Here is a 13,726-nt window from a genome sequence, read left to right on the forward strand (position 1 = left end):
TTAAATCCTTTTTTGAAACGCAAAAGAAAGCGCTTTCAAAGTTTAAGTGTAAGAATTTTTTGGAATTTTGATATGAAACAAGACTATAACTCAACACCAGAGGTCGATGGCAAGTTCGTTGATTTAGATGGTGAGCGTTACTACCAAATCTCTAATGTTGACCAAATGACGCCATTCTTTATTAGCGTTGTATCGTCGAGCGATCACTGGTTATTTATTTCATCAACAGGCAGCCTTTCAGCTGGACGCATTCGTCCGGAAAATGCGCTTTTTCCTTACAAGTCTGTTGACCATATTCATGAAAATGCGGAAAACACCGGCTCAAAATCCATCTTCCGTATTGAACATGGCGACAAGGTTGTACTTTGGGAACCGTTTAATACATTCCATGATGGTATTTTTGATGTTGAACGCAATCTTTATAAAAATACGATTGGAGACAAGATTGTATTTGAAGAGATAAACCATACTTTGCAACTACAGTTCCAATACAGCTGGAATACGAGTGAAAAATACGGCTTTATTCGTCGTTCAAAACTGACCAACCTCGCGAGCTTTGAGCGTAAAGTCGAAGCACTAGATGGCTTACAAAATATACTTCCTTCAGGCGCTCCGTTATCAGCTCTTCAAACAAGAAGTGCATTAGTTGATGCGTACAAGTGGAATGAACAAGTTGATGGTAGTTCATTAGCTCTGTTCAGCATGTACGCGAAATTGAGCGATAGAGCCGACCCTGCTGAATCTTTGCTAGCGACGACAGTCTTCAGCTTAGAAACGGAAAGCAGCCAAATTTTATTGACGAGTGCTCAAGTTAATGCGTTCAGAAAGGGTCGAGCGGTTAAAAGTGAACCTTTAACGAAAGGGGTTAGAGGGAGCTATTTAGTTCATAAGTCTCTGACGCTGCGAGCACATCAAACCAAAGTTTGGTCGATTGTCGCTGATATAGACAAGACTCATTCCGATATCTGTCAGCTTCAATCTGAGCTCTCTGTTCCTGCTAACCTAGCACTAGCTTTAGAAAAGAGCGTTGCAGATAATCAAGATGAATTGATCACATTAATGTCTGGCGCGGATGCGTGGCAAATAACAGCTGAAGAAAATACCAGCGTTCACCATTATGCCAATGTGTTGTTCAATAACATGCGTGGTGGCGTGTTTGAAAACGGCTATATGTTAGAAAAGGCTGACGTAGTTAAAACTATGGAAAAGGCCAACTCTCAGGTAGCTGGCCGCCATCAAGACTTTTTTGATCAGTTAGGGGATGTTTTCAGCCATTCTGAATTAGTTTCGCGCGCTAAAGCGACAGGGGATTCTCAATTAGTTCGATTGAGCTACGAGTATCTACCGCTTACTTTTGGACGTCGTCATGGTGACCCTAGTCGCCCTTGGAACCACTATGAGATTAAGCTCAAAGATGAAAATGGCGAACGCTTACTTTCTTATCAAGGCAACTGGCGTGATATTTTCCAAAACTGGGAAGCGATGGCTCTTAGTTATCCAGGGTTCATCAAATCATTCATCTCTAAGTTTGTTAATGCTTCAACAGTGGATGGTTACAATCCGTATCGAATTACTAAAGATGGTGTAGATTGGGAGCTGTTAGAGGCGGATGATCCTTGGAGTAACATTGGTTACTGGGGCGATCATCAAATCATTTATCTATTAAAATTCCTTGAGTTGGCAGACAAATTTGAGCAAAGCGATCTTATCGAATTACTAGAGAGTGACATTTTTAGTTATGCCAACGTGCCTTACGAGCTTTGTGGAGTTCAAGGCCTCTTTGATAACCCTAAAGATACCGTAGAGTTCAACCAAGACTTGCAGGAATTGACAGAGCAACGTGTAAAGAGCTTAGGCAGTGACGGTCGCTTGTTGATGACGGGTGACCAAGAAGTTTATATGGTCAACTTAATGGAGAAGATACTCGTCCCTTTGTTGGCGAAATTGAGTAACTTAGTGCTTGATGGTGGTATTTGGCTCAATACACAACGTCCAGAATGGAATGATGCAAACAACGCTATCGTTGGCAATGGCCTCTCAATGGTAACCTTGTACTACATGCGTCGCTATGTTGCCTTTATGCAGCGCCTGTTAGAGAAGTCACCATCGTCATACAGTATTTCCAAAGAAGTGTTTGAGTGGATGTCTTCTGTTACACAGATCGTTTCAGAGGCAAATACAGAGATTCGTCAAGATACGGTCACTCGTCAAACTCGTAAAGCAATGCTGACTAAGCTGGCTAAATCCGCTGCTAATTATCGTGAGCGCGTGTACCGAGTAAATGGATTCTCAGGGAAAACGAAAGTTGAGAAAGAAGCGATTGTTCAATTGATGGGCGCGAGCTTAAAAGTCCTAGATTCTACGATTGCAAACAACTTGCGTGAAGACGGTTTGTACAATGCGTATAACATCTTGAGTTGTTCTGGTGAGAGCTTAATGGTTGAAGAGCTTTACCCGATGCTAGAAGGGCAAGTTGCAGTATTGAGCTCGGGTCTATTATCACCTAAACAAGCGGTTGAGTTGTTGGATAAATTGTTTGCCAGTGACATGTATCGTGCTGATCAAAATAGCTTCATGCTTTACCCTGACCGTGAGCTGGCTTCTTTTATGGACAAAAACTGTTTAGACGCTAAAGACATTGACCAGAGCAAATTGTTAAGCATGATGGTTGTTGCCAAAGATAACCGATTAGTAAACCAAGACAGCAAAGGTTCTTACCACTTCAATTCAAGCTTTGAAAACAAAGGTTTCCTTCAGGCTGCGATTGATGAAATTAAAGCCGATTACCCGTCAATTAGTGATGATGAATTTTGTCATGTATCTAGTTTGTATGAGCGTGTATTCAACCATAAAGCCTTTACTGGGCGTTCGGGAACCATGTTTGGTTATGAAGGTTTAGGTTGTATCTATTGGCATATGGTTTCTAAGTTGCTGCTAGCTGTGCAAGAAAACTATCAGCATGCTTGGAGTATGGACTCTAATAGCCAGGAAACTCTTAAATTAGCGGATTACTATTACAAAGTGAGAGCTGGTATTGGTTTCAACAAAACGCCGGAAAACTACGGTGCGTTTCCGACGGATCCGTATTCTCATACGCCAAAGCACTCTGGAGCACAGCAGCCAGGGATGACAGGGCAAGTTAAGGAAGAAGTGATTACTCGTTTTGGAGAGCTAGGTCTAGAGGTCGTTGATGGCACAATTGTAATTAACCCTTCACTTCTTAGTCCTAAAGAGTTCTTACAAAAAGCGGCGACTTTTGACTGCCAAAATATTGAAGGACAAATGCAGAGCTTTATTGTTCAGGCTGGGCAACTGGCTTTTACTTACTGTCAGGTACCGTTTATTTACCAACTCAATGATGAGCCAACACAGGGTATTGAAGTTCAGTTTAAAGACGGAACAAGTGAGGCATTTGCATCGTTAACGCTAAACCATGAAATGGCTTCACAGCTCTTTTCTCGTAGTGGTCTTATTGAGAAAGTCGTTGTCGTGTTGTCAAAGCACCAGTTACTCTAATTCTAATTTAAAGTGAAATAAAAAGGCTCTAAGTGAATACTTAGAGCCTTTCTTTTAAGTGTAAAAAATGGGGTGCTTGATATACAAAAATCAAAGCTTAGCCACGGACTCTCTTACAATCAATGTCGGGGTTAGTTTGTGCTTCAATGGGTAGTCGCGTTTATTAATTAACGATAAAACACCTTTTGCAGCTTCTTCTCCCATCTCATGAACTGGAAAGTCGACCGTCGATAAGCGAGGACGAATATGCTGGCTATGAGTATCGTTATCGAAGCCTACGACTGAAAGGTCTCGCCCAATAATGAGGTTTCGCTCTGCTGCTACGTCATATACAGCAAGCGCGATATTGTCATTTTGACAGAAAATCGCGGTGATCTCAGGGTCTCGGTCTAACAAGCGTCGCGCAGCTTCGTGGTTGCCTTGATGATCAAAGCGTCCCTCTACAAACAGCCCTGCGTCGTATTCGATACCGAACTCTAACAAGGCATTTCGATACCCTTGAAAGCGATCTCTACTATCAACTTTACTCAACTGGCCTGTGATACAAGCGACTTTTTTATGGCCGTTCTCAAGTAAGTGCTTCGTTGCAAGGTAGCCACCAAGCTCATTATCAATGTAAATACAGCGATCAGAAATCTCAGGAATAAAACGGTTGAGAACAATCATTGTTTCACTGTCTTTCGCTATTTTGATCAGTTCGTCATCACTGAGCTTGTCTGAGTGAACAATGAGGCCATCCACAAGTTTAGATTGCAAAAACTGGATAGAATCGAGCTCTTTGGTTCGTGATTCCTGGCCACTTGTAACGATTAAGTGAATATTATTTTGGCGAACGGTATCTTCGGCTGTATGCATTAATGGTCCATAGAAAGGCCCATCAAGCGAACCAACTAGCATGCCAATGCTATTTGAACGACTGGAGGCTAGAGCTTGTGCAAACGCATTAGGCTTGTAGCCCAGTTGCTCAATAGCTTTGAATACTTTTTCGCGATTGGCTTCCTTTACCGTAGGGTGACCATTTAATGCTCGTGAGACAGTTGATTGAGAAACTTGAGCAAGTTCAGATACTTCTTTAATGGTGATCAATGGTAGTGGCCTTATCTCTACAAGGAGTGAACTAAGCTATATTACCTTCGTGATCAATAAGAGCCTAGCAATCCAATGATTAATATTTAAAAACTCTGAACTGCTTAACGCTAAATTTGAAGGTTAAGCATACAAAGTAAGGTCACGAATATTTCCATATACTCGTTCAAATATCAAGCAAGCGCTTTCTTTGCGTTGTGATAAAAGTGAATCTGTTTTTCTGAGCTTCGTTGTAAGCTAGAAAAAATAGAAGCCTGAGAATAAAAGGGATTCTAGGGTGTTATGCAGATAATCAGGTCAAAAAATTCTTGAGAATCTACACAAACCACAACGAATTTTAGCAAAATGTGAAATCCAACAAGAAAGCGCTTTCTTAAGGTGAGCGTTGTCTCTTTTTTGAACTATGCACTTTTATATACTCATTTTGAAACAGTCGTGCATGGCATATTGGGTCCATGCTCGCGGACTTATTCATTTATCGACTTTCTGTTATGGGCTCCGATATTACGTGTCGCCTGCTTAGAAAGTCGTGATACAAGGAGTTGTAATGCAAGATCTAACCAATCAGGTAAAGATATTAACGTCTTTTATTTCTGCCGCTTTGATGTCTGGCTGCACGGCGATAGAGCTGCCGGTATCCGAAAGTGCTGACTTAGCTCAAACTGAAAAAGCGATTGTGCTATCCCATGCTCCAGTTACTTTAAGTTCAGACTGGCAATTGGTGTGGGAAGACCAGTTTGAAGGCGAGCAAATAAATAAACGTAATTGGTCATTAGAAGTGAACTGTTGGGGAGGAGGGAACAATGAACAACAGTGCTACACGGATGATCCTAATAACGCATTTGTTAAAGATGGCTTTTTACACATTGTCGCGCTGAAGCAAAGTCATACTGGGCCTGACAATGCCGAAGGTACGATTGGCGGAGCAACTAAAACACTCCCTTATACTTCTGCGAGGCTAAGTACAAGAGACAAGCGTGACACCAAATATGGCCGTTATGAAATCAGAGCAAAGTTACCCGGTGGACAAGGTTCATGGCCCGCGATTTGGATGCTGCCAACCGACAATAAATATGGTACATGGGCTGCTTCTGGCGAAATCGATATTATGGAAGCGGTTAACCTAAACACACTTTCAGATGCGGCGGGAGCGAAAAATGATGCTCTAGAGAGCCGGGTCTACGGGACGTTACATTACGGACGAAATTGGCCAGACAATGTTTATAAAGGGCAAGCCGCGACATTGCCAAATGGTGTGAACCCTACTGAGGGCTTCCATACATACGCGATTGAGTGGGAAGAAGGTGAAATTCGTTGGTATGTAGACAATATTCATTACGCGACTCAAACTCAAGAGGGCTGGTACAGCCAATATGAAGCGGAAGAAGGGAAACTCATTAATGCGAGTGGAGCAGCTCCGTTTGATGAAAAGTTTCATTTGTTATTGAACTTGGCCGTCGGTGGGGCGTGGTCAGCAAACGCAAATGATAAAGGCATCGACGAAGGTTTGTTTCCGAAAACAATGCTAGTTGATTCAGTAAAGGTTTACCGTTGTAAGGTTGATCGTTGGAAAGGAAAAGGGTGTGCAAGTCGTTCTGAACATGCAATACAAGTGATAGGGCACGAAGCTCCAGAGATCTTAGCAACCGATGATAGTTATGCTGATGGACCAACGTTGGAGATTTTTACCGAAACTCTTAACGCAAGCTTGGCTTATGCAAGTTATGACCCATTGGATATTGTTGACTATCAAGAAGTGACCGAACCAGATCGTGGAACAGTGCTACAAGTGAATAAGAATCAAGGATCAGGAAATATCTATTTTCGTTCTCCTGTAACAGATGTGACACATTGGCAAGAAACGGGTGAACTGGTCTTTGATTTGAAAGTTGAGAGCATGGCCGACGGGGTTGAACTATTGGTTAAGATGGACAGTGGCTGGCCGAAAACAAGTGACTATACCGTGCCGCTATCAGCAATCAATGAATGGAAGACGGTACGTATTCCAATCGCTGACATTTTAAAGAGAGACAACCGTTTTGCTGGTGGGAATCAAGCTGATCCAACAACGATCACTAACCTTTTAGTGTTTGAGCCTCAAGGAGAAATGAGTTTTAAATTAGACAATATTCGATTTGAAAAGTAAGCTTTTTAACAAAAGGGTTTGAATAAAATTCTGAATATAAAGGGAACATACGATGTATGTTCCCTTTTTTATTTCGACGAGCATTCCAGGAAGATAATCGACGATGTATTCCGAAACAGGTTCTGAGTGATTGAACGGAGTAATTCGTCCTTAATATGTGAACAGTGATATTTTACTTGGTTCCATGATTGTTCAAACAAAATACTTAACATCTCTATTTTTGTGACTTATGCATAAGAAAGCGCTTTCTTTGGTGGGGTTGATCACGGTTTATATTCACAAGATCCATTTATACTCTTTCCATACCAACTGAGCGGTTAAAGCCAATAAGGTTAAGAGTGCATAGTGAATGTGGGCTTAGATTTGATCTTCTTTAAATCTGTTCGATTGGTTTTTTTAAGAAAAATAAAGAAAGCGCTTTCTTTTTGAAAGTATAATTTGGAACATGGAGTTATTATGAAACTTTCTAAGCTTACCCTTGCTTGTTTAGTCGCTACTGCTGGCTTGTCTACTGTACCTGCTGCATATGCCGAAAAATCGGATGGATTTGAATTTCACGGCTATTTCCGTGCTGGTGTTCTATTCAGTGAAAATGACGATTTTAAACGTGCAAAGTTCCCAGCATCTAAAGAGCGTTTAGGTCGATTGGGTGTTGAGTCGGATAGCCACTTTGAAGTAGCACTGCAGAAAAATTTTGAGAATGACGGTGGTCAGAAAATTCGAATCAAAACACGAGCTGCAGCCAATAATGCGGAATATGCAACTAACCAACTTGGTGCCAATGCCGATGCAACCAACAGCGAAATTGGTATGGCAGAAACTTTTGTCGAGTTTGAAGGTGTATCTGAAACCGGTGTTGTATGGGGTGGTAAGCGCTTTTATGGTAAAGATAATTACATCTTTATGACCGACTTTTTCTACACGGATATGTCAGGTACTGGTGTTGGTATTGAAGGTGTTGAGCTAGGTGGCAATAAGTGGGACTTTGCTTATATTGCAAGCGATGACTCTGGCGATACAAGTTTCTGGGGTGACAGCAATAACATCATGCATGCACTTCATGCTGGCGTGAACTTTGGCAGTGTTGAGCTTCACGCTATGGCTAAGTATATGCCAGACAATATGGTCGATTTAGGTTTTGGTAATGGCCCAGAAGCATTCGCTGAGAATGGCTATGAAATGACGGCAATTGTTCACACTGAGTCTGTCTTTGGGTTGTCAGATAAAGGTTTTACAAAATACATCGCGCAGGCTGGTAAAGGCTTAGGTTCGGGTAACCTTTTAGGCGGTACTCTTACGACTTACAACACGTACAAGCCTGGTAGTGACTATCAAAGTTGGTTAACGACAGGCACGGGTTGTGGTACGTCTTGTTTGAAGGCTGTTGATGAAAACGATGTATCACTACGTGCTTTAGCATGGGGTGGGTACTTTTTTGAAAATGGTGTGAATATTTTCCACTCTCTTCAAACCCAGTACAACGATTTTGACAATGGTGACACAGACGGCTGGGTATCAGCAATGGTGCGACCAACGTTCCCAATTTCAGAAAACTTCTTTATCGCTACCGAAGCTGGTTATATGTACAACTACGAAGACCGTAATGGTGAGTCAAAGAATTCTTATGATTACAAGCTAACAGTAGCACCGACTCTAGTTGTGCATTCTGGCTTCGGTCCATCTCCAGAAATTCGCTTCATGGCATCTTACCTTGATGGTGAAATGCAAGACGGCACGGGTAAAGAGGGTGACTTTGTTGTAGGTATTCAAGCTGACATGTGGTGGTAGAATTTTTACCTTCGGGTCTTAAGTGATATCGAGTATACCGGGGGAGTGGTATGACGGCCTTGCCTTTAGGGCGGGCAAGGCTCTCGATATCCCAATTTATTGCAATAGTTGAGCTCTTTCCTAGCAGCACAAAGAGTTTCATTTTTATTGCTATGAGTCTTCCATATTTGAATGTCGTTTCAAGTGTGTTCTTGCCAAAGATACTCATCTACCGCTTCGAAAGAAGCGGTTTTTTTATGTGTGACATATCTAATCTTTTTAAGGCTTAAGGGGGAAAGGATTATGAATTATGGCAAGCATGTTGCTTTCTAAATTCGCGAGGGCTGCATCCATTTTTGGCCTTAAAACACTTGGAGAAATAGTTGCTGTCAGAAAAGCCGCAAGACTCAGCAATGTGTTGGATGCTTTTGTTGTCGTTTAATAATAAGGTTGCCGAGTGTCGAATTTGAAGGTCTTTGACGTATTGGTTTGGGGATGTATTTAAAAACTGCCTGAATAACCTTTCTAGTTGCCGCTTGCTGATATACGCCGCTTGCGCAATGGTTTCTGTATCTAATCCTACTTCTTTGTAATGACGGTCAATATGTGCGAGAGCACGGCTCAATGCCAAGGTTGTTTTTGGTAAGCTATGGGTCTGTTCTTGATATCGCCGAGAAAGTTCTATCGCAAGTTGCTGCATTGTGCTCGTCAATATGATTTCAAACCCCTGTTCTGCGTTGTCGTATTCCGATTTGATTTGTTGTAGAAGTCCATTAATTCGTTTCAACTGAGAAAGTGATAACGTAAGCTTTGCTTGATATTCAGATGCTTGTCGAGCAATGGGTTCTACCTTGAAAAGCGCTTGATAGCCTGGCATTTGACGCATTGAAGGGACCTCAAAAAAAGGCAATGCCGTATCAAACATCAAGTTTACAATCTTCAGTTTATTTACTTCGCAAAATCCATGTTCAATATCCCCATTAATAACAAATACATCTCCTGTACTTAAAGGGTAGGTGTGGCTAGCTACCGTATGCTTTCCACTACCGCTCACAACTAAGAAAAGTTCAGAAAAGTCATGGCTATGTACGTCAAAGTCGAAATCGTGATGACCATCGACATAGGCAAATTTTATCTGAGGATATCTCTGATGACTTTGGAGTCTAAACTTGGTTTTCATGTCGCTATTTTACCTACTTCTGTCGCTTATTTGGTAGTTACACGCCGTAGTTAATATTACTATTTTTTGAACAAAGACAATATTAACTTTTAGAGCGAGAGGCAAAACTTTTGCTCTAAGTAAAAAAATAATAGGACTCAAAATGAATACTGTGGAAACTCTCGAAGCACAGAAGCAGCTTGCACCCATAAGTCGACAAGCGGCTGCTGAGGGCATTGTGCTACTAAAAAATAGTGATTCAATATTGCCATTGCAGGCTAGTGATACGGTGTCTCTTTTTGGTCGCTGTCAGATTGATACCTACCGAAGTGGCACTGGATCTGGTGGAGCGGTGAATGTGCCTTATTCCGTAAATGCATTACAGGGCTTGTATGAAAATCCAAACATCAATCTTAATCTCAGTTTGGTGGAGGTATACCAACGTTGGATCAAGGACAACCCGTTCAATGACGGCGGTGGTGGTTGGGCAGCTGAACCTTGGTTTCAAGATGAAATGCCTCTTTCAACTTCTGTTGTGATGGATGCCGCCGCCAAATCTAACAAAGCTATTATCTTTATCGGTCGAACGGCGGGTGAGGATCAAGATAATGCACAGCAGCAAGGCAGTTACAATTTAACCGCGCTCGAAATGCAAATGTTGGAGAAAGTGACGGAACATTTTGATGATGTCATTGTGATACTGAACGTGACCAACATTATTGATATGTCATGGACAACTTCACTTAAAGGTGCTGCTGCGATTAAGGCTGTTCTGTATAGTTGGGCCGCAGGTATGGAAGGTGGGCATGCTCTTACGGATGTCTTATCTGGTGATGTTAGCCCAAGTGGCCGTTTGACCGACACGATTGCGCACTCTTTATCTGATTACCCTTCGAGCCCGAATTTTGGAAACAAAGACCGGAATTTATATCAAGAAGATATCTATGTCGGGTATCGGTATTTTGAAACTTTCAATCCTAAAGCTGTTCAATTTGAATTTGGTTTTGGGCTGTCCTACACCCGCTTTTCCAATAAATTAAATGCATTGACGATTCTTGGTTCCGGCTCTGAACAAGAGTTGGTCTTCGATATTGAAGTTAAAAACATAGGCGAGAAATACAGTGGTAAGGATGTGGTTCAACTGTATGTTGAATCGCCTCAAGGTCATCTTGGTAAACCAACACGAGCACTGATCGGGTTTGTGAAAACACCGACCTTGGGCCCGCAAGATACGGTGTGTTTGACTATTTCATGTCCTCTATCTTCCTTCGCATCATTTGATGACTCCGGTAAAACGGGACATCCAAATAGTTACGTACTTGAAGCTGGAGAATATCACTTTTATCTAGGAGGAAGTGTTCGCCAGGCAAAGCTTGTTAGTGAGAGCGTTAAAATAGAAGAGCTGTTGGTTGTTGAGCAATTAACGGAAGCACTTGCTCCTGTCACCGGATTTAGTAGGTTGATCCCAAAAGGCAACGAGGAAAATGGGGTTTACAGTTGTGACTATGAATCTGTACCACTACGAACTATAGATTTGAGTAAACGTATTCTGAGTGAGCTTCCAAGCTCTATTCCTCTTGGTGAAGATACGGGCATTCGTTTACTGGATGTTAAGCAGGGGCGAGCGAACATTGACGAATTTGTCTCGCAAATGAACGTAAAGCAGTTAGCGACAATTGTTCGTGGGGAAGGTATGTGCAGCCCTAAGGTGACGCCAGGTACTGCTGCTGCTTTTGGTGGTGTTTCGCCGAGCTTATTTGATTTAAGCATCCCTGTCGTTGCAGCTGCTGATGGTCCGTCTGGTATCCGAATGGACAGCGGACATAAAGCATCTCAAGTCCCAATTGGTACATTATTAGGCTGTACATGGAACCCGGAACTGAATGAGAAACTATTTCATTTAGTGGGGAAAGAGATGCAAGCCAATCATATTGATACGTTGCTTGGTCCTGGGATTAACATTCACCGCCACCCTTTGAATGGTCGAAATTTTGAGTATTTCTCAGAAGATCCATTTCTCTCAGGGGTAATGGCAGCATCTCAAACTCTTGGTCTTAAAGCTGCAGGAGTATCTGGCACAATCAAGCATTTGGTGGCGAATGATCAAGAAACGTCACGGTTTGATGTTGATAGTGTTGTATCTCAGAGAGCACTTCGTGAGATTCATCTGAAGCCTTTTGAAATAGCGGTAAAACAAGGAGGAGCTTCGAGTGTTATGACCTCCTACAATCCTATTAATGGTCACTGGGCTGCATCCAATTACGACCTCAATACTACGATTCTTCGTGGGGAGTGGGGTTATAAAGGGATAGTGATGACGGATTGGTGGGCAAAAATGAATGACCCAATCAAAGGTGGCTCTGAAAGTCGAAGTTACACATCCTTTATGCTTCGCTCTCAAAATGATCTTTATATGGTTGTTGAGCATGATGGTGCGGAAAATAACGTGTCGAATGACGATACGTTACAGGCGCTTGAAAACGGAACGTTGAGCTTAGGGGAGTTGCAACGAAGCGCGATGAATATTTGTCGTTTTATTATGGACTCTCCAGCAATGGGTCGCCCATTAGTCGCTTTTGATCCAGTTAAGAGCTTTGAGGCGACCCAAAATCTTAATAAACAACAGAGTAAAACTGATGGAGAGTTTTGCTCTCTGATGGCAGAGCAACATGCAATAGTATTACCACTTAATATCAGAGAAAACCGTAGCATTGTTTTGGAAGTTAAACAGGCTGGTGTGTATCGATGTGCAGGTATTGTTAACTACGATAGTGGCACTTTGGCTCAATCTGCGTGTAGTTTAAGTCTCAATAACGTGTACGCGATGTCTCTATCAGTGAATGGTACTAATGGCGAGACAGTTTCAGTTGAGGGGCTCTCCGTTAAGCTTGATAAAGGCTTTTATTCTTTGGATATTGAATTTATCAAATTAGGCTTAGAATTGGAGCAATTAGAATTTTCGTTTATGCCTGAATAGGGCTGAGGGATAACAGTCGTTTATTTAACTCTCGTTTGCTCAAAAAAGAGGTAAAGTGAGAGAAAATAAACGACTACTTTGAGGCTGAGTTATTGTGCTTTTTGATATTGCTTCATCGCGTCAACAAAGGAGTTTCGCATCCCTTCGATTCCTAATCGCTCAGATTCTTCAACGTAAGTCAGTGCTGCACTAAAATCTCCAGATGAAACCGAGTTTTCTATAAGAGTTTGATAAACCTCTTTCTTATTCAGTGTATTTTCCGTTAATAAATCTGATTGGGCTACGGTTGATTCTGGAATAATTTGTTGAACTCGCTTTTGACGGTTTTGTTCTTCAACAACGGTGGTTACCGCTGTGAATTTAAAATCAAAGAAGACTTTCCCGATTGCAGAATGAGGGATGGCGTAGTCCGTGTTATGAGCGATGTTTGCCTGGATATCACCAGAACGTATCGCCATATCACTTGGTTTTTCGACAGGAGTTGTTTCCGCGAGTGCTTCGCTGGTTGTGAATACGACCAAGTAAGCAGGAGCCTCGCCGTTTAAGTAACGTTCTTGCAGTTCGATTTGCGCGCCATATTGTGCACCATCAAGCAGGCTAAGTGGTTGGTACTTAATACTTTCATTGCCAATGACATCTAGCGGCTGGTAATTTTTGTCTAAGACTAAAAGTGACGGAACGAATGCTGAATAACTAGCATTTGAAGTCACTGAAAAACGAATAGCATCTAGTGTTGTAGGAAGCTTTAGCCCTCCAGCAAAGGATCGGCCCGATTTGAACTCGATCTTAGGGCTTGCTGTGGTGATCGAAACAGATGTTTCTTCTGGGTTCGTAACGCTTTGATATTGAATTGTACTCAGGTTTTCACAGCAGTTTTCGTTGTTCTGTAGTGACTCTAGCCCCGGAGAAGTTTTGTGGTAGCTAACCGGTGACTCTGTCACTGTTGAACAGGCGCTTAGTGCGAATACCGCTGGTAGAATTGCTAAATATTTCATAATTTCTCACAGTTAAAAAAGCATATCTGATTCAGAGTGCCTGATTGATAATAGAGACACACTACAAGAAAGCGCTTTCT

7 protein-coding genes are annotated in these 13,726 nt (G+C 42.0%); 4 read left to right on the forward strand and 3 right to left on the reverse strand.

The genetic code is table 11. From position 1 onward, the window contains the following. Positions 1-72 precede the first annotated feature (72 nt). Positions 73-3,516, forward strand: a complete 3,444-nt coding sequence (locus BCV39_RS22030; RefSeq protein ID WP_055319761.1) for a hypothetical protein — start codon at positions 73-75, stop codon at positions 3,514-3,516. Positions 3,517-3,606: 90 nt separating this feature from the next. Here the strand turns inward: BCV39_RS22030 and BCV39_RS22035 are convergent, their stop codons facing one another. Beyond that, positions 3,607-4,602: a LacI family DNA-binding transcriptional regulator gene (locus tag BCV39_RS22035; protein ID WP_019821076.1), complete on the reverse strand. Its 996-nt coding sequence runs from the start codon at positions 4,600-4,602 to the stop codon at positions 3,607-3,609. A gap of 547 nt (positions 4,603-5,149) precedes the next feature. Between BCV39_RS22035 and BCV39_RS22040 the strand changes: the two genes are divergently transcribed. Beyond that, positions 5,150-6,748 carry a glycoside hydrolase family 16 protein gene (locus BCV39_RS22040; protein WP_057621915.1) on the forward strand — a complete coding sequence of 533 codons (1,599 nt, stop codon included), beginning with the start codon at positions 5,150-5,152 and terminating at the stop codon, positions 6,746-6,748. A 456-nt stretch (positions 6,749-7,204) separates the two neighbouring features. Continuing rightward, positions 7,205-8,536 (forward strand): carbohydrate porin, encoded by a 1,332-nt coding sequence (locus BCV39_RS22045; RefSeq protein ID WP_102432912.1) that lies wholly within the window; start codon positions 7,205-7,207, stop codon positions 8,534-8,536. 280 nt (positions 8,537-8,816) lie between these two features. Here BCV39_RS22045 and BCV39_RS22050 read toward each other — a convergent pair whose 3' ends face one another. Next, positions 8,817-9,695 (reverse strand): helix-turn-helix domain-containing protein, encoded by an 879-nt coding sequence (locus BCV39_RS22050; RefSeq protein ID WP_102432911.1) that lies wholly within the window; start codon positions 9,693-9,695, stop codon positions 8,817-8,819. 142 nt (positions 9,696-9,837) lie between these two features. On the opposite strand from BCV39_RS22050, the gene BCV39_RS22055 reads away from it, so the two are divergent. Continuing rightward, on the forward strand, positions 9,838-12,651 hold the full coding sequence (locus BCV39_RS22055) for a glycoside hydrolase family 3 protein (protein ID WP_102432910.1): 2,814 nt from the start codon (positions 9,838-9,840) through the stop codon (positions 12,649-12,651). Positions 12,652-12,740: 89 nt separating this feature from the next. On the opposite strand, the gene BCV39_RS22060 is transcribed toward BCV39_RS22055, so the two are convergent. Then, complete coding sequence (locus BCV39_RS22060; RefSeq protein ID WP_102432909.1) at positions 12,741-13,646, reverse strand: MalM family protein; 906 nt, start codon at positions 13,644-13,646, stop codon at positions 12,741-12,743. Between the last annotated feature and the right edge of the window lie 80 nt (positions 13,647-13,726).

It is taken from the genome of Vibrio sp. 10N.286.55.E10, from assembly GCF_002872555.1.
GTDB classification, from domain to species: domain Bacteria; phylum Pseudomonadota; class Gammaproteobacteria; order Enterobacterales; family Vibrionaceae; genus Vibrio; species Vibrio crassostreae.

What these genes read in the sequence shown, in the direction of transcription:
- BCV39_RS22030 (WP_055319761.1), top strand. Translation starts at nt 73, where the DNA reads ATGAAACAAGACTATAACTCAACACCAGAGGTCGATGGCAAGTTCGTT.
- BCV39_RS22040 (WP_057621915.1), top strand. Translation starts at nt 5,150, where the DNA reads ATGCAAGATCTAACCAATCAGGTAAAGATATTAACGTCTTTTATTTCT.
- BCV39_RS22045 (WP_102432912.1), top strand. Translation starts at nt 7,205, where the DNA reads ATGAAACTTTCTAAGCTTACCCTTGCTTGTTTAGTCGCTACTGCTGGC.
- BCV39_RS22050 (WP_102432911.1), bottom strand. Translation starts at nt 9,695, where the DNA reads ATGAAAACCAAGTTTAGACTCCAAAGTCATCAGAGATATCCTCAGATA.
- BCV39_RS22055 (WP_102432910.1), top strand. Translation starts at nt 9,838, where the DNA reads ATGAATACTGTGGAAACTCTCGAAGCACAGAAGCAGCTTGCACCCATA.
- BCV39_RS22060 (WP_102432909.1), bottom strand. Translation starts at nt 13,646, where the DNA reads ATGAAATATTTAGCAATTCTACCAGCGGTATTCGCACTAAGCGCCTGT.